The sequence below is a fragment of the Streptomyces sp. DSM 40750 genome (assembly GCF_024612035.1).
GTDB lineage: Bacteria > Actinomycetota > Actinomycetes > Streptomycetales > Streptomycetaceae > Streptomyces.
This window is the reverse complement of record NZ_CP102513.1, coordinates 6041506-6062630: the sequence shown is the minus strand read 5'-3', so window position 1 is coordinate 6062630 and position 21125 is coordinate 6041506. Positions and strand designations below refer to the sequence as shown.

Below are 21125 nucleotides of genomic sequence, written 5' to 3'. Positions count from 1 at the left end.
GTGGCGGGACTCCTCTTCAGGCGCCCAACTGCCGTACCAGTTCCCGTGCGAACGCCTCCGCCGCCGGTGCCGTCCATCGTCTGCGATGCCGGGCCAGCCGCACGGGGACATCGGCGAAGCGCGGCCCTCGAACCCTCGCCAGCCGCCCCTGCCCCAGGTACTCCTCCACAGTCGTCAGCGGCAGCAGCGTCAGCCCCAGACCGGCGGCGACGCAGGACCGTGCCGCGTCCACGCTGCCGAACCGGGTCAGCCGAGGCCCGGACCCGGGCACGGCGAGGAGCCGCCGCTCCAACTCGTCACTGTACGAACACCCCTGCTCCAGCAGGAAGAAGGTCTCCGTGGCCAGCTGCGCCCAGGTTGCCGCTCGCGAACGCGCCGCAAGCGGATGGTGGGGAGCGCACACGAGGGCGAGCGGCTCGCGCGCGACCGGCTCGGCCGTCACATCCGGAAAGTCGGCCTCGCCCTCCAGCAGCAGCGCCAGATCCATGCGCCCGGCCCGCAGCCCCTCGACACACTCCGCCGTACCGGCCGCGTACAGGTCGACGTCCACCTCGGGATGGAGGGTGCGCAGGGCCGCGATCACGCCTGGCAGCCTGGTCGCGCACAGGGACTCCGGGGTGCCGACCCTCACCCGCCCCCGTACGACACCGTCTCCGTCGCCCTCCGCGCCACCGGCCCGCAGCCGTTCCACGGCGTCGAGGACCTCCTCGGCCCCTTCCAGCAGACGCCGGCCCGACTCGGTGAGCAGCGTGCCCGTGGGCAGCCGGTCGAAGAGCCGGGTGCCCAACTCCCGCTCCAGGGCGCGGATGTGCACGGTGACCGTGGACTGGGCGAGATGCAGCTCGGCGGCGGCGGTGGTGAAACCACCGGTCCGGGCGAGGGTGGTGAAGGTGCGCAGCAGTCGGGTGTCCACGGCGCCAGCCTACGTCGGCCATCGATAAGTCCGATTACCCGCATCAAAACCAATCGTTGGACTCGATGGCAATGCGATGACAGCTTGGAGCCATGACCAACGACACGAACGGAACAGGCCCCATGGACCAGGAGCACCCCGAGCCGCCGACCGGGACGCCGCGCCCCGAGACCCTGCGCTACTCGTCCTTCACCCACGATCCGACGGGCGGCAACCCGGCCGGGGTGGTGCTCGACGCCTCCGGCCTCGACGACGCGGCGATGCTCGCGATCGCCGCCGAGGTGGGCTACTCCGAGACCGCCTTCGTCACCGCCGCCGACGAGACCGCGCGCCGGTTCCGGGTGCGCTACTTCAGCCCGCTCGCCGAGGTGGCCTTCTGCGGGCACGCGACCGTCGCCCTGGCCGTGGCGCTCGCCGAGCGGCTGGGCCCCGGCGAGATCGTCCTCGACACCCCCGCCGGCGAGATCCCGGTCGCCACCACGGTCGACTCCGCCGACGGCACGGCACGGGCCACCCTCACCAGCGTGCCGGCCCGCTCCCGCCCCGCCACGGCCCTGGAACTGGACGCGGCCCTGAAGACCCTCGGCTGGTCTCCCGACGACCTCGACCCGGAACTCCCGCCGCATGTGGCCTTCGCCGGCAACGACCACCTGGTACTGGCCGCCGCCTCCCGCGCACGTCTCGCGGACCTGGACTACGACTTCGACGGCCTCGCCGAGGTGATGCGGCGACACGACTGGACGACCGTCCACCTGGTGTGGCGCGAGTCCCCGGACCACTTCCACGCCCGGGACCCGTTCCCCGTGGGCGGTGTCGTGGAGGACCCGGCGACGGGCGCTGCGGCAGCGGCCTTCGGCGGCTACCTCCGCACTCTCGGCCTGGTCACCGCCCCGGCCACCCTCACGATCCGCCAGGGCGAGGACATGGGCCGCCCCAGCGACCTGCGGATCGACGTGTCCCCGGAGGACCCCCGCACCCGGGTCACCGGCCAGGCGGTTCCGATCGCGTAGCCCTGTCCCTCCCCACCACCGCAGCCCGTACCGGCCTTGACGTGAACACCCCGCTCGACGGCGCCGCAACCGTGGCCGTACGCCCATACGTCACCGCCGACGAACAACGCCATCGACGCCGCGAACTGGCCATGGCCGCCCTGGAGTTGGACATGCCGGGCCCGTACTGGATCCACAGGATGGAGGTCGCCTGATGGACGCGGGCATCGAAGGGCCGCAACCGGCGGTCATGGGGCGCCGAGCGATTGACCGAGGCTCTCGGTGACGCCCTCCGCGTCGCGGAGAGCAGAGGCCAACGCCTGGATCGCCTGTACTGACCCGACGAGGTGAGGCCCTCGGACCGGCACAACCGCTCCGAGGGCCCGTTCACCCGTGTACGCCAAGGATCCAGGGGCCCTCAGCCCGCGCTGACGGCCGGCGTCCGGTTCGGATCCGTGGTGTGCTGCTCGACGCCTGGGGCCATGCGCCACAGTGCGGCCGAGAGCCACACCAGGATGACGCCGACCAGGACGTGCAGCGCGCTGGTGAGCGGGGAGTCGGGCAGTGCGGTCAGGAACGCGAACAGCGGCAGAATCACGGCGTACCCCCACGACGGGACCCTCGGGAAGACCCGGGCGCGGATCATGGCCGCCCCGAACAGGGCGCAGCCCACGGCGAAGACAGCCGCGGAACCGATGAGCGCGGGGACGGTGGGGCCGGTCAGGGTCTCGTCGACGACGTCCTCGTCCAAGTAGAAGAGCACCAGGTTCGACGCGAACGCGGCACCGCCGAACAGTCCGAGGCCGATGAGGTTCATGGTTGCGGCGATCTTCCCGAGGCTCCCGGCAGCCGGTCCCTGGCGCAGATGCAGCGCGGTGAGCAGCGGCAGGGCGAACGCGGGGGCGAGGGCGAGCGGCACGCTGGTTGCCGAGGTCTCTCCGGTGAACGCCTCGACCAGGCCGGGCAGGGCGATCAGCAGGCCGGACAGCACCCCGCACAGGGCGCCGGCGCGAAATGTCGATGCGGTGAAGGGTGAGGACATGGGGCGCTCCCGGTGGCTCGGACGGTTGGTGTTGGTGGTTGGTGGTTGGTGGTCGCTCAGACGGAACCGTAGGAAGCGGCCGGTCGGCGTCGGCAGGTGAAGGACGTCCGGCGTCGGTGGCCGGAAGTCACGTCTTCCGGACGGTGCCGGGCCGTTCGGCACATGCCGTTGGGCTCGATCCGGGCTTGATCCGGGCTTGATCTGCTCGCTGGTGTGCCGGGGGCGGCCGTGCTCGGCCTAGCCTGGCGGCAACGGGTGAGGGGGTGCGCGCATGGTGGCGTATGTGCCCGTGCGATGGGTGTCGCCGCTGCTGTACGGCGTCGTACTGGTGGGTGGTCTGTACTCCGCGGCGGCCGACCTGGATGACGGCCCCGGGCCGACGGCCTGGCGGACGGCCGGCTTCGTCACCGCGATCGGTGCGCTGTTCGCCCTGGAGGCGGCCGGACGCCGTCGGCCCGCTGCCCGGGTGCCGCTGCTGCTGGCCCGCTGCGCCCTGATCGGAGCGGTGGTGCTGCTGGACGCCTCGGGGCTGTCCCAAGTGCTGTTCGTGCTGTTGCCGTTCACCGCCTACTTCGCCTTCGGCCGCACCATCGCGCTGGTGCTGGGCACGCTGTGTCTGGCCGGGCCGCTCACCACCTACCTGCTGACCGCGCCCGGCTGGTACCGCGACCAGGAGCACGTGTCCGACCTGTTGATGCTCTGCGTCGGGCTGGTGCTGGCGATCTCGATGGCAGCGGTGGCCGTCGGCGAGCAGCGCGCACGGCTCGAACTGGAGGCGTATGCCGCGCGGGTCGCCGAATTGTCCGCCGCCACCGAGCGCAACCGGCTGGCGCGGGACATCCACGACAGCCTCGGTCACCATCTCACCGCGATGTCCGTGCAGTTGGAGATGGCCTCGGACTTCAGAAGCCGGGACTCCGACGCGGCCCAGCGGGCCCTGAACGAGGCACGGCGATCAGTGCGGCTCGCGCTGGGCGACGTACGGCAGTCGGTGCGCGCTCTGCGGGACGAGGCGGCGCGCCCCACGCTGTCGGCGGCGCTCGCCGCGCTGGCGCGGGACGGCGCGGCACGACCGCGGGTCACTGTCGAGGTGAGCGGCGACGAGGACGGCTACGGCACGGCTGAGCTGACCGCGCTGTACCGGGCCGCGCAGGAGGCCGTGACCAACGCGCGCCGCCATGCGCGGGCCTCACAGGTGACCGTTGTGGTCCAGTTGGGCGGGGACTCCGCGCGACTGGAGGTGACGGACGACGGCCGCGGCTTCGCACCGGACGCGGCCACCGCCGGGTTCGGGCTGCTCGGCATGAGGGAGCGGGTACATCTGGTGGCGGGCAGCGTCGACATCGCCAGCGGCCCGGGCGCCGGCACCCGGATGACGGTGACAGTTCCGCGCGGGGGCGACGGCGAAGTCCGGGCAGACGGGGGAGCAGTGACATGAACGATGAGAACGATGCGAACGAGGAGCCGGAGCAGGCATCGCCCGTGCGGGTGCTGGTGGTGGACGACCAGCGGCTGATCCGGGACGGCATCGCCTCTCTGCTCTCCATCCGGCCGGGCATCGAAGTCGTCGGCACTGCCGTGAACGGCCGGGACGCCGTGGCGAAGACTCTGGAACTGGGGCCGGACGTCGTGCTCATGGACGTCCGGATGCCGGAGACGGACGGTGTCGAGGCGGTCGCCGTCCTGCGCGACCGGGCGCCGGAATGCCGGGTGGTGATGCTGACGACGTTCGACGACGAGGAGTACGTCGTGCAGGCACTGCGGGCCGGCGCGCACGGCTATCTCCTCAAGGATCTGCCGGCCGAGGAACTCGCCCACGCCGTCCGCCTGGCGCACGCGGGCGTCACCCAGCTCGACTCGTCCGTCACCCGCCACCTGACCGCCTTCCTGCCGCGTTCCGGCCCCGCCGCGGAGGCTCCCGCGGTCGCCCTCAGCCCGCGCGAGACGGACATTCTGCGGCTCGTGGCACACGGGCACACCAACCGGGAGATCGCCGCGCGGCTGTACCTCAGCGAGGGCACGGTCAAAAACCACGTCTCTCGCATCCTCAACCGCCTCGCCCTGCGCGACCGCACCCAGGCGGCACTCCGCGCCCGGGACCTCGGCCTGTTGTGAGCGACTGGGAAGTCCGCTTCGCGGACGCGGACGCAACCTCGACCTCGACCTCGACCGTGGCCCTGGCCACGGTCAAAGGCTGGGAGAGCCTCGCCCAACAGGCCCGCGAGAGCAGATTCAGGATCCGCCGAAGTCCACATCCTTCGTCTCGACGGTCCCGGCCGTCCGCCCCGGGGCCGTCTGGTACGTCCAGTACAGGTTCGTGTGGGCGATGACCTGGTCCGGGGACGGCGCACCCCACGCCGACTTGTCGCCGGTGGTGTGGGCGTCGCCGACCAGCGTCGCGTCGTACCCCCTGACGAGCGCGCCATGGAGCGTCGAGCGGATGCAGGCGTCGGTCTCCGCGCCAGCGACGAGGAGCCGGCCGACCCCGAGACCCGCGAGCACGGCCTCAAGGGTGGTGTCCTCGAAGGAGTCGCCGTAGCTCTTGTGGACGAGCGGTTCGCTATCGCCCGGGGTCAGCTCGGAGACGATCCGCCAGCCGTCACTCCCCTTCACGAGGTCCTCGTCGGAATGCTGCACCCAGACAACGGGGACCCCGCCCTGCCGCGCCCCTTCGACCAGCGCGGCCACGTTCGCGACGACCGCGTCGCGGTCGTGGGCCTCCTGCACGACGTCGCGCTGCACATCGACGACGAGGAGTGCGGTGTTCGGTCGACCTTCGAGTGTGGTCACGGTGTTCCCCCTGATCGCATGCCGGATTGATGTCTCACAAACGCTAGCCCCACCCACTGACATCGACAGTCGGGAAGGACTTCCGCGAGCCATCCACCCAGCCCTGATGATTGCTTGACTTAAGTAAGTCGATTGTGATTGCGTAAGTCAAGCAATCAGGAACGGCCCGGTCGAGCTGAGCCGAGCCCATGGACCGGGGTCGCCAAGAGCGGAGGCGGCCCCAGCGCGCCGGACCCGTGGGGACGGGGCACGGCGCGATCGGCGGCCCGGCGGCCGGAACACTTCCCCCATTCCGCCGCCGGGCCTGCCGGTATCGCCCCCGAAATCAGACACCGAAATCGACACCGCCCTGCCACCGACCCGATACCGGCACAGAAACCGACGACGACTCGGACAGGACCTCACCCACCATGGATCCCTCCAGAACCGCTCCCACGGCGAACCCCCACCCCTCCGCATTCCCCACCCCCGCGACCACCCGCACCCCCACCCCCACCTTCACCACACCCTCCCTCGGCAACCCGCGCCAGGCCGCCCCCCACACCCTCCGCCGGGCCATCGACGTCGCCCTCGCCACCGCTCTCTTCGCCTGCGCGTTCCCCGGGAGTCTGATCGCGTGGCCCGGGCAGGGGCTGGCGGTGCCGTGGTGGCCAGGGGTGTTGTTGGCCGGGGTGTCGTGTGTGGCTCTCCTGTGGCGGCGCAGTCGGCCGCGTACGACGGTGGTGGTGACCCTCGTGTGTGCGACGGCAGCGTGTGCGCTCGGGTACCTGCTCACCGTTCTGCTGCTGGCGCCGCTGATGGTCGCGTTGCACTCGCTGGCGGTGCGGACGAACCGGAAGACGGCCAACTGCTTCACCGTCTCCGCCATCGCGCTGCTGGCGGCGACGGGGCTGGTCGCGGGGCCCGACGGGGAGCCGTTGGTGCTGAAGTTGATCGGGCCGACGGCCTGGCTGCTGCTGCCGACCTCGCTCGGCACGGTGACGCGGTTGCGCGGGGCGTATGTGGAGGCCGTGCAGGCGCGGGCCGAGCACGCCGAGCGGACCCGGGACGAGGAGGCCAAGCGGCGGGTCGCCGAGGAACGGATGCGGATCGCGCGGGATCTGCATGACGTCGTCGCCCATCACCTCGTACTGGCCAACCTCCAGGCCGGCGCGGTGGGCCGGTTCGTACGGGACCGGCCCGAGGAGGCGGAGCGGCTCATCACCGAGCTGGCCGGGACCACGACCTCGGCCCTTCGCGAACTCAAGGCCACCGTCGGGCTGTTGCGCGCCGAGGGGTACGAGGGGAAGGGGGACAAGCCCGTCGACTCCACGCCGGGTCTCACCCGACTCCCCGACCTGGCCGCCTCGTTCGAGAACGCCGGGCTCATAGTGACCGTGACCGGCAAGGGTGAGCCCCGGCCACTGTCCTCGGGTGCCGATCTCACCGCGTACCGCATCGTCCAGGAAGCCCTCACCAACGTCACCAAGCACGCGTCCACCCGCACCGCCCAGGTCCACCTCGCCTACACCTCGTCGCACCTCCGGCTGACCATCTCCAACGACACCGACCCCTACCCCGACAGCGACCCCGGCCCCGGCCCCGGCCCCGGCCCCGGCCCTGGCCCTGGCCCTGGCAGCCACGACGCGACCGCCGCCCCGGCGCCCTCCCCCGGCGGTGGATACGGCCTCATCGGCATGCGCGAGCGCGCCCACTCCGCCGGCGGTCGGCTCCGGGTCGGGCCGGGGCCCCGTGGCGGCTTCGAGGTGGTCGCCGAACTGCCGCTGCCGCGCTCCTGACCTTCTCGCCTCGCCGGGCGCCTTCAGCCCAGGACATGCCGCAGATACGACCGCGGGTCGGCGAGGTAGCGGCGCCAGTGGTCGACCAGGGTGAGCTCGTCCCAGGCCACCCGACGCATGCCGTGGTCGCCGACCTCGATGATGTCCGCGCCGGGAAGGGCGGTCAGCAGCGGGGAGTGGGTAGCGCAGATGACCTGGCCGCCACGCTTCACCAACTGATCGATGTGGCCGAGGAGTTCGAGGCAGGACGTGAACGACAGCGCCGCTTCCGGCTCATCCATCACATACAGGCCGGGCTGGAGGAACTTTCCCCGGAACGCCGCGAGGAAGCCCTCGCCGTGACTGACCGACTCCGGGGCGAACCCTTCCCGGTCCAGCGCGTCCAGCGCCGTCTCCGCGCGCAGGAAGAAGCCCTTGCGGGCGGACCAGCTGCCCAGCATCCGCCGTCCGCCCGGCGCCGCGTCGAACCGGATCCGCTCGCCCAGCACCGACTTGGGGCGGTGGGCGGCGTAACGCCAGTCGTGCGAGCCGCCCCAGGAGTCCAGACCGAAGCCTTCGGCGAGGGCCTCGACGAGGGTCGACTTGCCCGAGCCGTTCTCACCGACCAGATAGGTCACCGGCGCGGTGAAGCGCAGACCGTCCGCGACGAGCCCGCGCACACAGGGCACGGACCAAGGCCACCCCCTTCCGCCCGGCTCCCCCTTGCCAGACTCCCCCTCGCCGGACGAGGCAACGTGAGCGTACGCACGTTCGATAATCACGCCCCAGTCTCCCATGGGGCGGCCGGGATCCGTCCGAACCGGCCAACCCCGGGCACGCCCGGGCGCACCCCACCGAAACTAACTTGCGTAAGTCAAGCAATCGGCTTATGGTTGAGTAAGGCAAGCAACGTCCTGGCTGTGACGAGACGCCCAGATCCCAACCCACTCTCTCCTGACGGAGGCCCGCCATGTCCCACACCCTCGACCGACCCGCCGACGCGGGTGCCGGCGCCCCGCTGAGGCCGAATGCCGTGGTGGCGGTACTGGCGCTGGCCGGGATCGTCGTCGCGCTGATGCAGACGCTGGTCATTCCGATCGTGCCCGAGCTGCCGAGGCTGCTGGACGCGCCGGCGTCGGACACCGCGTGGGCGGTCACCGCGACGCTGCTGGCGGCGGCGGTGGCCACGCCGGTCGTCGGACGGCTGGGCGACATGTTCGGCAAGCGGCGGATGCTGCTCCTGAGCATCGTGCTGCTGGTGTCCGGTTCGGTGGTCTGCGCACTGGCCGACTCGCTCGTCCCGATGATCATCGGGCGGGGGCTCCAGGGGCTGGCGGCCGCAGTCATCCCACTCGGCATCAGCGTCATGCGGGACGTCCTGCCCGCCGAGCGCCTCGCCGGGTCGACCGCGCTGATGAGTGCCTCCCTCGGTGTCGGAGGCGCCCTCGGTCTGCCCGCCGCCGCGTTCATCGCGGACAACTGGGACTGGCACCTGCTGTTCTGGACCTCCGCCGCCCTCGGCGCCCTGTCCTTCCTGCTGGTCCTGAGGGTCGTACCGGAGTCGAAGGTGCGCACCGGCGGCCGTTTCGACCTCGTCGGGTCGCTCGGGCTGTCCGCCGGACTGGTCTCGCTGCTGCTGGCCGTCTCCAAGGGCGGCGACTGGGGCTGGACGAGCGGGACGACGCTGGGGCTGTTCACCGCCGCGGTGGTGGTCCTCGGGTCGTGGGGCGTCTACGAGCTGCGGGCGAAGCAGCCGCTGGTCGATCTGCGGACCACCGCCCGGCCGCAGGTGCTGTTCACCAACCTCGCCTCGATCGCGCTCGGCTTCTCGATGTTCGCTATGTCCCTGGTCCTGCCGCAGCTGCTCCAGCTGCCGGAGGAGACCGGCTACGGCCTCGGCAAGTCCATGATGACCGTCGGCCTGGTGCTGGCCCCGCAGGGTCTGGTGATGATGGCCATGTCCGCCGTGTCCGCGGCGCTCACCAAGGCCAAGGGGCCGAAGGTGACACTGATGGTCGGTGCCCTGATCGTCGCCACCGGTTACGGCCTCAACATCGTCCTCATGAGCGAGGTCTGGCACCTCGTCCTCGTCTCCTGCGTCATCGGCGGCGGTGTCGGCTTCACCTACGGCGCGATGCCCGCCCTGATCATGGGTGCCGTGCCGGAGTCCGAGACGGCCGCCGCCAACAGCCTCAACACGCTGATGCGCTCGCTCGGCACCTCGTTCGCCAGCGCCCTCGCCGGCGTCATCCTCGCCCAGATGACCACCGACTTCGGCGGCTACGCCCTCCCCTCGGAGAACGGCTTCAAGGTCGTCATGGCCATCGGCGCCGGTGCCGCCCTCCTCGCCTTCCTCCTCGCCTCCTTCATCCCGAAGCGCCGCGCCGCCGTCCCGGCGGCGGCCGCCGCCGAGGGCCCGGCCGAGCGGGCGGAGGTCGCCGGGGCGAAGGCGTAACGCCCCACCCAGCGCCACACGGCACCCCTCACACAGCGCCCCCACAGCGAAACCCCCAGGCCCAGGGCCTGGGGGTTCGTGTGCTCTTCCGAAGGCGTGGCTGTCGTTACTTCGCGTCGATCAGCTCGTGCGGCGGCACCTGGACCGTGCGGGCGCCCGGCTCACCGCTCAGGACGACCTTGCGGAGGGCGATGTTGTTCTTGTGGTTGGTCTCCTGAAGGCGGTTCTCCGGGTTGGCGATGACCTGGATGTAGTACGTGCCGTTCGGCAGGTCGGTGATGTCGAAGGACTGGCCGGGACGGTACTGGGTGTACGTGTCGCCGGAGCCGACGTCGAGGACCTCACGTACGGAGATGGCGTCCTGCGAACCGCACGCGGTGGACAGGTCGGTGTTCTCCGGGTGCCAGTTGGCGTTCTTCACCGTGTAGTCGATGGCGTCGGTGTTGGCCAGGCAGAACGCCTCCTTGCCGGAGCGCACCTCCTTCGTCTGGTCCTCGCTGAGCAGGCGGTAGCTGGCGAAGTCCGTGAAGTGCCAGTGCTCGTGGCCCGCGCGCGGGTCCCACTCCATGGTGCCGGTGGGGGTGTAGCCGACCTGCTTGCCGTCGGCGTCGTAGAAGTACTGGTACGCGTCCATCAGGTCCGCGCCGGGCTTGCGGAAGCCGTCGACCACGAGGGGCGCGGGGCCCGCGTTCCAGACGTTCGCGCTGAAGGCGAGGTAGTCCTTGCCGGGTGCGTCGCCGTCCTCGCCGTCGGTGACGGCGATGTCCCAGGCGGGCAGCGACCGCAGGTCCGGCTTGGGGATGTTCGCCGGGGCACCCGCCTTGCCGGTGGGCCGCTTGGCGGCGGGCTTCAGCGCGGGCGCGATGCGCGAGCCGTCGGTGTGGCCGGCGCCGTCGCCCAGGTGGTTCGCGAGGCCTCGGTCCTTGAGGGCGTAGGAGAGCTCGGGCGGCGTCGGGGCGTCGGCGCCGCGCGGGCCGTAATGACCGTCCATGGCCGGCTGTCCGGCCGGAGCGGACTGCGCCGCGTGGTCGCCACCGTGAGCGCCGCCGTGGTGGGCGGAGGACGAGGACTTCGACGTGGTCAGGCCCTCGCCGCCCTCCTCGGTCTCCTCCCGCACCGTCACCTTGATGGTCGGCCGGTCGTCGGGTATGCCGAACAGGTCGCGGTACTTCTTCGCCACGCCCACCTGGGCGGTGTACTCGCCCACCGGCAGGTCCACCCCCCTGTCGTAGTCCCAGTTGGTGGTGTTGGCCGCCCAGCCCTTCTCGACGCCCCACACCGAGCCCAGCGTCCACGGGTTGGTGGAGCAGCTCTGCGGATAGTGGTTGGTCGCCGGGGCGTCCGGGCGGATCCGGCCCGAGGCGTTGTTCGGGCAGAAGTTCCCCTCGCTCTTCACCACCTCTTCCCCGGCCGCGTTCTTGACCGAGATCTCCAGGAAGCCGGTCAGCCCGGAGAAATCGTTCAGCATCCCCTTGGGCAGGGTCTTCGTCTTCGTGGTCTTGCCGTCGCGGAGGATCTGCTTGGCGACGATCGGGTCCTTGTACGACTTCCGCGTCACCTGGAACTCCAGGGGCGCGTTGTCGACCGAGATGTACGTCCCGAGCTGCAGGCTGACGCCCTGGGACCACTCGTAGCGGGTGAGCGTCACGGAGTTCGACGCGGCGATCAGCTTGAGCTGCGGCTTGCCGGGCGTCGCGGCGGGCGCGGCACCGGCGCCGGGAGCGGCCCCGGCGATGGCGGCCACCACGGTGAGCGACGCCAGGGTGGCGAGACCCGGACGCGTCAGGCGACTGCGGCGCTCCTGGCCTCTCGTCCGGTCGGTCGCCCCCTCGCCCGTACCGTCGGTCCCCGGCCCGTTCGTCGGACTGTTCGAACTGGTCATCTGGCTGGTCATCGGTTCCTCGTCTGCGAGTGCCATGGTCAGTGGCATCGGACTGGACAGCCCACGGACGACGACCGGCCGGCCGGCCGTACGGCGCACCCCCGCGCGCCTGGGACCCGGCCGAGCTTGCTCCGGTCGCCCTGTGAGCAACCTGTGAGATTGGTAAACGACGTGTCCGGGTTGCCTGTTGAGGCGGAATTCGACGAAAGGGGCGGCGAGCACGGCTCAAACACATGCCCGCACATCCCTGCGGAACCGCCTCCAACTCCCCGGTGGATCCGCGCAGGAGCATCACACAGCCTGCACACAGCTCTGAGAATGGCTCGTTAGCGTTACTGACCGCTCGATCCGCTCGATCCCACGTGCGAACGTGACGTGACCGGGCCGCGGCCCGGCGGGTCGACGGCATGCCCACACAGGAAGACCTCCATGGACTACTGCACCTCATGTCGCCGACATCTCAACGGAGCCCTCGTGTGCCCCGGCTGCGGTGCCTACGCGCCCGACATAGCCCCGGCCACGATCGACAGCCGCGTCGTCCCGGCCCCGGCGACCGGGACGACCACCGGGTCGGTGATGCTCCCGATGGTGCCGACGGTGCCTGCGGCGACCTGGGAGTACGGCGCCATGGGCGGCGGTTGGCAGGAGGGCACACCGGCGCACGGCTTGGCGGGGGACGGGTTCGCGACGGACGAGTACGCCACAGAACAGTTGACGACGGACGGCTTCACGGCCGACCGGTTGACGGCGGACGGCTTCGCAGCCGACCGGTTGACGGCGAACGGCTTCGCAGCCGACCGGTTGACGGCGAACGGCTTCCCGGCCGACCGGTTGGCCGCCGAGGCGCCCGCGGCCGGACTCGGCGGGGATGGGGCCGCGCGGTCCGAGGCCCCGCTCACCGAGACGTCCGGCATCGAGGACGTAGACGTAGACGCTGACGTGGATGTGGAGGGTGTGCCGACGGCGCCACAGGGGCGGGCCGCGCGGCGGCGCCAGCTGGCGCGGTGGAAGAAGAACCAGCGCCGGGCCGTGGTCGCGACCGCGGTCGCGCTGGTCGGCGGCGGCCTGACCGTCATCGGGATGGACCGGCAGTCCACCGACCGGACCCAGGCGGCCACGGCGCCGGACGCCGAGAGCCTGGGCGGCGTCAAGGAGCAGGGCTCGCAGCGCGGCCGTACGTCGGCGACGGAGACCGACGACACCCGGCGCACCTCGAACAGCCCCACCAAGCGGTCACCGGGCACCAGCACCTCGCGCGACCGCTCGGCCGCCGATACGCCGAACTCCCGCGAGGGCACTCCCAGCTCCCCCCGTACGGCCGCGTCGACGCCGTCCGGCCAGCAGGCGCGAACCGGCTCCTCCACCACCGGCAAGACGGCCACCGACGCCGCCACCGGTACACCGACGGACGAGACGACCACGCCTCCGGCCACCGACGACGCCGGCTCCTCGACGGACACCGGTACGGGTACGGACACGAGCACCGGCACGGACTCGGGCAGTGGCTCGGACGCCGGCTCGGACACGGGCACGGACACGTCGGACGGTTCGAGCTCCGACACGGCGACCACCTCACCGTCGGGGCTGTGCCTGCTCGGCATCGTGTGCGTGAGCTGACGACGACCGGCCGCCATACGTGGGCTGACGGCCTCGGCGGTCAGCCCACTCCCCTCCCGCCCACAAACACCCTCCCGTCGACGATCGCCCTTCAGCGTTCGTCGGCCATCGGCCGTGGCCAGGAACGCCCGCTGACGCGTTCGATGTCGGTGTTGAACTGCTCCAGGTCGGCGACGAAGCGCTGGAGGCGTTCGGCGGGCCAGTCGGCGATGACGCCGGTCAGGCCGGTGACGAACTCCTCGCGCTGCTCGGCGAGGCGCGCCGACCCCTGGTCGGTGATCCGGAACTTGCGGGCCACTCCCCCGTCGGGGTCGAGGGTCCGCTCCACCAGGCCGTCGCGCAGAAGCGCCGAGGTCTGCCGGGTGAACGTGGACGCGGCGAACCCGAACGCCTCCACGAAGTCCGGGATGGACATGGGCCCTTGGGCCTCGAGTCTGCTGAGCAGGACGTAGGCGCTACGGTCGAGGGCACCGCCGTCGCGGACACCTCGGGGCGTCGACGTCTCACGGTTCCGCGTCAGGATCAGCAGCTCCCGCTCGATGCGCTCCCCCGCCTCTCGGGCATCCACGCCGCTCCCCTCCTGTCTGTCTGGCCGCCATGGGCCCCTCACCCTACGTCGAAATTGCGCCATGCATGGAGAGTGCATGATGCACCATTGATGCATCATGCACTACCTGTGTAGCGTGCATTTCCGTCTCCCTCCCCCACCCCCACAAGGAGATGTCGAGATGGGCCAGGTCGAAACGAGCCGCGACGAGACAAGCCAGGACGGGACAATCCGGGACGAGACAATCCGGAACAACCGGACCAGGACGGATGGGGACAGCGATGTCGTCCGGCTGCCGATGCCGAGCGCCGGCCCCCTGGACCCGCCCGCCGAGTGGGAACGACTGCGTGCGCAGTGCCCGGTGGCCACGGTCGAGCTGCCGAGCGGCGACCGGGCGAAGTTCGTGAGCCGCTACGACGACGTCCGCGCCCTCCTGTCCGACCCCCGCTTCTCCCGTCCGCGCGCCGGGGACGACACCGCTCGGCTCTCCGCAGACGGCTCGGGCGGCGCCGCGGCCGACGCGTCCTCCGACTACGAGCTGGCGATCCCGGAGACCGGCGAGCCGCATCTGCGCTGGCGGCGCCAGGTCGGCCGGTACTTCACCGCGAAACGCATGGCGGCCCTGCGCCCCGGCATGGCGAAGATCGCCGAGACCCTGCTCGACGAGATGATCGAGCGCGGACAGCCCGGCGATCTCAAGGCCGCCCTCGGCTTCCCGCTCCCGGTCTACGTCATCTGCGACCTGCTCGGCGCGCCGGCCGAGGACCGGGACCGCTTCTCGCACTGGTCCGACGCGTTCCTGAACGTCAGCCGTTTCTCGAAGGAGGAGACCGGGGCGGCGTTCACCGAGTTCGCGCGGTACATGGCCGAACTCGTCGCGGCGAAGCGCGCCGCACCCGGCGAGGACCTGATCAGCATGCTGATCGTGGAGAGCGCCGCGCTGCCGGAGGCCGACCGGCTCACCGACGCCGAACTCCTCGCCACCGGCATGGGGTTGCTGGTCGCGGGCCACGAGACCACCGCGAACATGATCGGCAAGATGGCCGCGCTGCTGCTGGCCGACCGCAGCCGCTGGGAGCAGTTGCTCGCCGATCCGTCCCTCGTCCGTACGGCGGTCGAGGAGGTGCTGCGCTTCGACGCCAACCTCGGCGGCTTCGGCATGCGGCGCTATCTGAGCGAGGACGTCGACCTCGACGGGGAGCTGCTGCCCGGCGGCACCACCGTGTTCTGCGGTATGTCCGCCGCCAACCGTGACGAGCGGGTCTTCACCGGCGCCGACGAGATGGACCTCACCCGCAGCCCCAACCCCCACCTCACCTTCGGCGCCGGCCCCCACTCCTGCCTCGGCCAGGCCCTCGCCCGCACCGAGCTCCAGGTCGTCCTCGAAGTCCTCCTCCGCAAACTCCCCACCCTCGAACTCGCCGTCCCCGCCGAGGAGTTGCGCAAGGTCGAAGGGCTCCTCGTGGGCGGCCTGCGCGAGGTCCCGGTGCGCTGGTGAGGAAGGGAGCCGCCATGAAGGTCCACGTGGACGAGGCGAAGTGCTGCGGCGCCGGCCAGTGCGTCCTCATCGCCCCCGAAGTCTTCGACCAGCGCGACGAGGACGGCATCGTCGTACTCCTCGACACGGAACCCACCCCGCCGCACCACCCGGCCGTCCGCGAGGCGGCGGCGGTCTGCCCGGCGGCGGCGATCACCGTCGACGACGAGACATGAGCCACCGGCCCGCTGGTGCGTGAGCCGCCGGGGGGCCGATGCGTGCGCTGCCACCGGGCCGCAGCCGCACCAACCACCGAGCCCCTGCCGTCCACCTGTCTCCCCCTATCCCCTCGCCGCCCCTATCCCCTCGCCGCGCGATGAGGTCCCAACGCCTCCAGTACGTCCCCGAGTTGGGCGTCGGTGAGGGCGGGGCCGGGCAGGGGCTGCGGCGGGGCGGCCGTGGGCCGGGGCGGGCGGAGGCTGTCGAGGAGGAGGGCCAGGGGGCGGCGCCAGGCGTCGGGGGCGGTCGCGGCGGTGAGGGCGGGGACGGCGCGGCCGAGGGCGGCGAGGGCGAAGAGGACGTCCTCGGTGGTGATGTCGGGCCGGACGGTGCCCTCGTCGCGGCCGCGCCCCAGCAGATGGTCGAGGGTCCGCCGGTTGTGCTCGTGCACGTCCTCAAGGACACCGACGCCCGGTACGTGGGTGGTCATGAGGTCGTTCGTGCCGAGGTCGGCGGCCAGCGTGCCGAAGACCGCGCCGAGGTATTCGTTGAGCCCGGTCCAGGCGTCCGGCGCATTCCGGACGCGCTCCCCGACGGCCATCGTGTCGGTGAGCTGGTCGTGGAAGACGGCGTCGATGAGGACGGCACGGCTCGGGAAGTGCCGGTAGAGCGTCGCGTTCCCCACTCCCGCCCGGCGGGCGATCACATCCAGCGGCGCGTCGAGCCCCTGCTCGGTGAACACCTCATGGGCCGCCGCCACCAGCAGTTCCCAGTTGCGCTGCGCGTCGCGCCGCCGTGGCGGCGGTGTCGAGCGGTCCGCACCGACGGTCATGTCATCCTCCGCGATAAACGGGGACTGCTCCCCGGCGCCGAATACCCCGATGTTATCGTCGACCGATAAAACGGGGAGAACTCCCCGGATAGCCCCGGATAGCCTCCGGAACCGCGAACCGAAAGGCGGCGAACAGGCCATGCGAGCACCCACGCTGGACGAACTGGCCCCCGACGGCCACGACTTCGCGACCGACCCCCACGCCGTCTACGCGGCCCTGCGTGCGAAGGGCCCCGTGCACCGGGTGCACATCCCGCAGACGGGTGACTGCTGGCTGGTCCTGAGCCGGGACGCCGCCCGGGCCGCGCTGACGGACTCCCGGCTGAGCAACGACATCCGCCACTCCGCCTGGGAGAGGGACGGCGGCAACGCCATCGGCCTCAACATGCTCCAGAGCGACCCGCCGCAGCACACCCGGCTGCGCCAGTCGGTCGCCGCGCACTTCACCCCCGCCCGGACGGCGTCCTTACGCCCCCGGATCGAGGAGATCGCGACGGCCCTGCTGTCGAAACTGCCCGCTCGGGGCACGGCGGACCTGGTGAGCCGGTACGCGCTGCCGCTCCCCGTAGCGGTGATCTGCGAGATCCTGGGCGTCCCCGACACCGACCGAAACGTGTTCCACGACTGGTCGACGGAGCTGGTGATGCCGACGTCTCCGGAAGCGACGGCAGGCGCGGCGGCAGCCCTCACGGACTACCTCACGGCCCTGATAGCCCGAAAACGCGCCGCCCCGGACGAAACCCTGCTGAGCGAACTGACGGCGACGGCCCCCGAAGCCCTCTCCGCCGAGGAGCTCCTCGGCATGGCCTTCCTCATCCTCGTCGCGGGCCACGAGACGACGGTCAACCTCATCTCGGCGACCGTCCACAGCCTGCTCACCCACCCCGACCAACTGGCGGCCCTGCGCACGGACTTCGCCCTGACCGGCGCGACGATAGAGGAATCCCTCCGCTACAACTCCCCGGTCCACGCCGCGGTCTTGCGCTTCGCCGCCGAACCCCTGATCCTCGCGGACACCCCGATCTCTCCCGGCGACGCCGTGCAGGTCTCCCTGGCCGCGGCGTCCCGCGACCCCCTCCGCTTCCCGTCCCCCGACCGCTTCGACCTCACCCGCCGCCCCAACTCCCACCTCGCCTTCGGTCACGGCATCCACCACTGCCTGGGCGCCCCCCTCGCCCGCATCGAAGCCACCATCGCCCTACGGCTCCTCCTCCGACACCACCCCCACCTCGCCTTCGCCACCACCCCCACCTCCCTCACCTGGCGAACCAGCACCATGCTGAGGGGCCTGCCGGAGCTGCCGGTCCGCCTGGGGTGATGCGGGGCCGAGGCCCCGGTGGCCGACCCGCGCGCACGGCGGGAGAAGCTTGGGGACGTGTCGTTGCCCCCCAACTTCCAAGGAGACGACCGGAGATGACGAAGCGGCTGGCGCGTAGAGCGGTGTTGAGTGGTGGGCTGGCCGGAGGGCTGGCTCTGGCGGGGACAGGGGTCGGGGCGGGAGGTGGGCGGGCCTGGGCGGCCGGTGCCGGGCGGGGGCCCGGTGGGGCGGCCGGAGCGGGTGCGGAGGCCTATGTGCCGATCTCCGTGGGGGCCGGGGGTGGGCCCGTCGGAAGTGACCGGGTGCATGTCCTCATGGTGGGGCCGCGGGATGCGGGGACCGTCGTGGTGCTGGTGCCGGGGATGTTCGGGGCGGCCAATGACTTTCGGCTGATGGCTCGGGATCTGGTCGCGCGGGTGCCGGGCGTTCAGGTGTGGGCCGTTGATCGGCGGGAGGAGAACCTGACCGATCGCAGTGGGTTCGGGGGTGGTGACCCGGTGGGGTACTACCTCGACGGCCGGTATCGGGCGTTGGAGCCGGCCCGGGCCGGGTTCTTCGGGGGGTGGGGGCTGGAACGGGCCCTTGAAGATCTTCGGTGTGTCGTGCTGGCCGCTCGGGGCGACGGGCGGCGGCGGGTCGTGCTCGGGGGGCATTCCTGGGGTGCGACCAGCGCGCTGGCGTATGCGGCCTGGGATTTCGCGGGGCGGGGCGGGTACCGGGATCTCGCCGGGCTGGCGGTCCTCGACGGGGGTGTGCGCGGGGCGTTCGAGGGGACCGGGACGCCCGTGCGGGACTCGCCGGAGGAGGTACGGGAGCGGCTCGCGGCGATCGCCGGCGGGCGCGTCTTCGACATGACGCTCAGCGGGGTCGGGCTGGGCAGCCGGGCGGAGAGTACGCAGATCTGGTACCAGCTCGCCGGGTGGTACGCCCATCACGACCCCGAGGGGCGGTCCGTCCTCCAGGAGCGGGTGCCCGAGGCGCTGCGGGTGCCGTTCCCGGTGACCAACGCCGCGCTGCTGGGGACCTTCGTCGACGCCGGGTTCGGCTGGCCCAACGACATCAGCGTCCACTCCGGGCACCTCGCCGCCGAGGGGGACGGGAACGGCGTACGGGGGTGGGTCGATGACGGGATCACGCCCATCGGGCGGGTCGCGGAGGCGTACGCCGGGCCCGTACCGGGGGTGTGGGAGTGGTACTGGCCCGCCCGGCTGTCCGTGGATCTGGATGTCAGTGACGTCTACGCCGACACCGATCTCGCCCGTTCCCTCGGGCTGCGGCTGCGGCACGCCGCCGGGCTCGACATCCCGCTCTACGCCTTCCAGACCAGCTACTCCAAGGGAACCGTCGTGGAGGGCGCCCGGCGGGTCGTCGCCGAGTCCCGTATCCCGTACGCCGTCCACGAGACCGACGAGGGCATGAACCACCTCGACCCGCTCTTCGCCGCCACGGACCGGAACACGGCCACGCGCACGCTGGCGGAGTTCGTGGGGAGGGTGGTGGCGGAGGCGCGGTGACCTCCGTGAGTGACCTGTGCGGGTGACCCGTGGGGGGCGGCAGGGGGGGCGTGCATACGTCATGCACGCCCCTATTCACTATCCACACCGGCCCGCCCGTACGGCCGCCCTCCTCAGAGGTTGCGCGCCAGCAGGTCCAGCAGCGCCGCCCAGTGGCGTTCCGTCGCCTCGGGGCTGTGCATGGCCGTGTCGGCCTGGGTGAAGCCGTGGTGGGCGCCCGCGTAGACCTCGCCGCGGTGGCGGACGCCGGACGCGGTGAGGGCCTTGTCGAGGCGGTCGATCTGGTCGGCCGGGTTGGTGGAGTCGTTGTCGGCGTGGCCGAAGTACAGCTCGGCGGTGATGCGGTCGGCGAGCAGGTGGGGGCTGTCCGGCGCGTCGGTGGCGAGGTGCGCGCCGTGGAAGCCGGCCGCCGCGGCCACCCGCTCGGGGTACGTCCCGGCCGTCCGCAGCGCCAGGGCCGCGCCTATGCAGTAGCCGGTGATGCCCACCGGGCCGCCGTTCGTCAGGGGCGAGGCCGTCAGCCAGTCCAGGTAGACACCGGCGTCCCGCATCGCCGCGTCCGGCGTCAGGCCCCGCATCGCCGGACGGATCCGCTCGATGATCTCCGGCCGTTCCGCCGGGTTGATGAAGTCGGGCAGCTCCACCAGGGGCGCCCGGCCGCTGCGGTACATCACGTTCGGAAGCAGGACGACATGACCGGCCGCCGCCAGCCGCTCCGCCATCCCCTTCAGATGCCCGCGCACCCCGAACGCGTCCATGTAGAGCAGGACGGCGGGGTGCGGGCCGTCGCCGGCCGGGTGGAAGACGTACGCGTCGACGGTTCCGTCGGGGCTGGGGATGTCTGTCGGGGAGATGTGTACGGAGGTCGAGGTCATGGGCTCTCCTTGCATGGGGGGGGGAACGGGAAGTGGGTCGCGGCTCAGTCCCCGGAGAGGGCCATGCGGGAGCCACCCGCCTCGCCCCGGACGGCCGTGTCGGCCAGTTCCCTCACCCGGGCGGCCGGGACCGGGACGCCGGGGGTCTCGAAGAACCAGCGCCCCGCCTCCTCCTGGCTGAGCCCGGTCGGCCGCCGCGCCATGTACGGCTGGACGTAGACCGGCGTGCCCGGCTCACTGCGCCAGCTGTCGGCGAGGGTGCCGAGGTCGACCGTGTCGTAGCCGAGGGCGTCGAGGAGGCGGGTCACCTCCGCCTTGGCGGTCGCGTGGTCACCCGCGATCGGCAGGGCGCTGCGGTCGGCGGCACCGGCGGGCCGGGCACTGGTGAACAGCCGCCGGAAGTCGATGTTGTTGAACGCCTTGACCACGTACGAGTCGGCCAGGTGCCGCTGCACCAGGGCGCTGGAGGTCAGCTCGGACCCGTCCAGCTCGGCGAGGCGGCCGTCGCGCTCCGGGTAGTAGTTCATGGTGTCGATCACCGTCCGGCCGGCCAGGTCGGCGGCGGAGAGCCGCGCGTGGGCGTGCAGCGGGATCGTCGCCACGACGAGGTCGCCGGCCCGGGCGGCCTCGGCGGGGGTGGCGGCGCGGGCACGGGCGCCGAGTTCGCCGACCAGGTCGGCGAGGGTCTCGGGACCGCGCGAGTTGCTCAGGACGACGTCCAGGCCGGCGGCGACGGCCAGCCGCGCCACCGCCCCGCCGATCATTCCGCTGCCGATGAGTCCGAGGGTCTTGGTCATGGGGTCGAGCCTCACTGAAGAGATGCGCCAATGTGAAACTGAGTGTCACGCTAGCCACTGAGCGGCACACCTGCAAGCCGGGGTCGTGGGGAGGTAGCATC

General features: G+C 71.7%; 20 protein-coding genes. 11 read left to right on the top strand and 9 right to left on the bottom strand.

All coding sequences use genetic code 11. From position 1 onward, the window contains the following. Positions 1-16 precede the first annotated feature (16 nt). Entirely contained in the window at positions 17-913 is an 897-nt protein-coding gene (locus JIX55_RS27175; protein WP_257565881.1) for a LysR family transcriptional regulator, read from the bottom strand. Positions 914-1035: 122 nt separating this feature from the next. On the opposite strand from JIX55_RS27175, the gene JIX55_RS27170 reads away from it, so the two are divergent. Then, complete coding sequence (locus tag JIX55_RS27170) at positions 1036-1923, top strand: PhzF family phenazine biosynthesis protein (protein ID WP_257569498.1); 888 nt, start codon at positions 1036-1038, stop codon at positions 1921-1923. A gap of 41 nt (positions 1924-1964) precedes the next feature. Further along, positions 1965-2117, top strand: a complete 153-nt coding sequence (locus tag JIX55_RS27165) for a hypothetical protein (protein WP_257565880.1) — start codon at positions 1965-1967, stop codon at positions 2115-2117. 203 nt (positions 2118-2320) lie between these two features. Here JIX55_RS27165 and JIX55_RS27160 read toward each other — a convergent pair whose 3' ends face one another. Further along, positions 2321-2944, bottom strand: coding sequence for a hypothetical protein (locus JIX55_RS27160; protein ID WP_257565879.1), 624 nt, complete (start codon positions 2942-2944; stop codon positions 2321-2323). Between the two features lie 271 nt (positions 2945-3215). On the opposite strand from JIX55_RS27160, the gene JIX55_RS27155 reads away from it, so the two are divergent. Both JIX55_RS27155 and JIX55_RS27150 read left to right on the top strand, forming a co-directional pair. After that, positions 3216-4382 (top strand): sensor histidine kinase, encoded by a 1167-nt coding sequence (locus JIX55_RS27155; RefSeq protein ID WP_257565878.1) that lies wholly within the window; start codon positions 3216-3218, stop codon positions 4380-4382. Next, on the top strand, positions 4379-5059 hold the full coding sequence (locus JIX55_RS27150) for a response regulator (RefSeq protein WP_257565877.1): 681 nt from the start codon (positions 4379-4381) through the stop codon (positions 5057-5059). The genes JIX55_RS27155 and JIX55_RS27150 overlap by 4 nt, the downstream gene beginning before the upstream one ends. Positions 5060-5176: 117 nt before the next feature. Here the strand turns inward: JIX55_RS27150 and JIX55_RS27145 are convergent, their stop codons facing one another. Continuing rightward, positions 5177-5734, bottom strand: coding sequence for an isochorismatase family protein (locus JIX55_RS27145; RefSeq protein ID WP_257565876.1), 558 nt, complete (start codon positions 5732-5734; stop codon positions 5177-5179). Between the two features lie 410 nt (positions 5735-6144). Here JIX55_RS27145 and JIX55_RS27140 point away from each other — a divergent pair, with 410 nt between their 5' ends. Further along, positions 6145-7512: a sensor histidine kinase gene (locus tag JIX55_RS27140; protein WP_257565875.1), complete on the top strand. Its 1368-nt coding sequence runs from the start codon at positions 6145-6147 to the stop codon at positions 7510-7512. Positions 7513-7535: 23 nt separating this feature from the next. On the opposite strand, the gene JIX55_RS27135 is transcribed toward JIX55_RS27140, so the two are convergent. After that, entirely contained in the window at positions 7536-8273 is a 738-nt protein-coding gene (locus JIX55_RS27135) for an AAA family ATPase (protein ID WP_257565874.1), read from the bottom strand. A 188-nt stretch (positions 8274-8461) separates the two neighbouring features. Here JIX55_RS27135 and JIX55_RS27130 point away from each other — a divergent pair, with 188 nt between their 5' ends. Beyond that, complete coding sequence (locus JIX55_RS27130) at positions 8462-9946, top strand: MFS transporter (RefSeq protein ID WP_257565873.1); 1485 nt, start codon at positions 8462-8464, stop codon at positions 9944-9946. A 106-nt stretch (positions 9947-10052) separates the two neighbouring features. On the opposite strand, the gene JIX55_RS27125 is transcribed toward JIX55_RS27130, so the two are convergent. Further along, positions 10053-11864 (bottom strand): lysyl oxidase family protein, encoded by a 1812-nt coding sequence (locus JIX55_RS27125; RefSeq protein ID WP_257565872.1) that lies wholly within the window; start codon positions 11862-11864, stop codon positions 10053-10055. A gap of 393 nt (positions 11865-12257) precedes the next feature. On the opposite strand from JIX55_RS27125, the gene JIX55_RS27120 reads away from it, so the two are divergent. Beyond that, positions 12258-13445: an SCO2400 family protein gene (locus tag JIX55_RS27120; RefSeq protein WP_257565871.1), complete on the top strand. Its 1188-nt coding sequence runs from the start codon at positions 12258-12260 to the stop codon at positions 13443-13445. Between the two features lie 91 nt (positions 13446-13536). Here the strand turns inward: JIX55_RS27120 and JIX55_RS27115 are convergent, their stop codons facing one another. Next, positions 13537-14013, bottom strand: a complete 477-nt coding sequence (locus JIX55_RS27115; RefSeq protein WP_257565870.1) for a MarR family winged helix-turn-helix transcriptional regulator — start codon at positions 14011-14013, stop codon at positions 13537-13539. Between the two features lie 160 nt (positions 14014-14173). Between JIX55_RS27115 and JIX55_RS27110 the strand changes: the two genes are divergently transcribed. Beyond that, positions 14174-15490 (top strand): cytochrome P450, encoded by a 1317-nt coding sequence (locus JIX55_RS27110; RefSeq protein ID WP_443046534.1) that lies wholly within the window; start codon positions 14174-14176, stop codon positions 15488-15490. A gap of 14 nt (positions 15491-15504) precedes the next feature. Beyond that, on the top strand, positions 15505-15705 hold the full coding sequence (locus JIX55_RS27105; RefSeq protein WP_257565869.1) for a ferredoxin: 201 nt from the start codon (positions 15505-15507) through the stop codon (positions 15703-15705). A 122-nt stretch (positions 15706-15827) separates the two neighbouring features. On the opposite strand, the gene JIX55_RS27100 is transcribed toward JIX55_RS27105, so the two are convergent. Beyond that, a complete protein-coding gene (locus JIX55_RS27100; protein WP_257565868.1) occupies positions 15828-16520 on the bottom strand; it encodes a TetR/AcrR family transcriptional regulator in 693 nt (230 codons plus the stop codon). Between the two features lie 139 nt (positions 16521-16659). Between JIX55_RS27100 and JIX55_RS27095 the strand changes: the two genes are divergently transcribed. Next, entirely contained in the window at positions 16660-17838 is a 1179-nt protein-coding gene (locus JIX55_RS27095; RefSeq protein ID WP_257565867.1) for a cytochrome P450 family protein, read from the top strand. Positions 17839-17933: 95 nt separating this feature from the next. Next, positions 17934-19352 carry an alpha/beta hydrolase gene (locus JIX55_RS27090; protein WP_257565866.1) on the top strand — a complete coding sequence of 473 codons (1419 nt, stop codon included), beginning with the start codon at positions 17934-17936 and terminating at the stop codon, positions 19350-19352. Positions 19353-19465: 113 nt separating this feature from the next. On the opposite strand, the gene JIX55_RS27085 is transcribed toward JIX55_RS27090, so the two are convergent. Then, complete coding sequence (locus tag JIX55_RS27085) at positions 19466-20227, bottom strand: dienelactone hydrolase family protein (RefSeq protein ID WP_257565865.1); 762 nt, start codon at positions 20225-20227, stop codon at positions 19466-19468. 44 nt (positions 20228-20271) lie between these two features. Next, positions 20272-21024 (bottom strand): NADPH-dependent F420 reductase, encoded by a 753-nt coding sequence (locus JIX55_RS27080; protein WP_257565864.1) that lies wholly within the window; start codon positions 21022-21024, stop codon positions 20272-20274. Positions 21025-21125 lie beyond the last annotated feature (101 nt).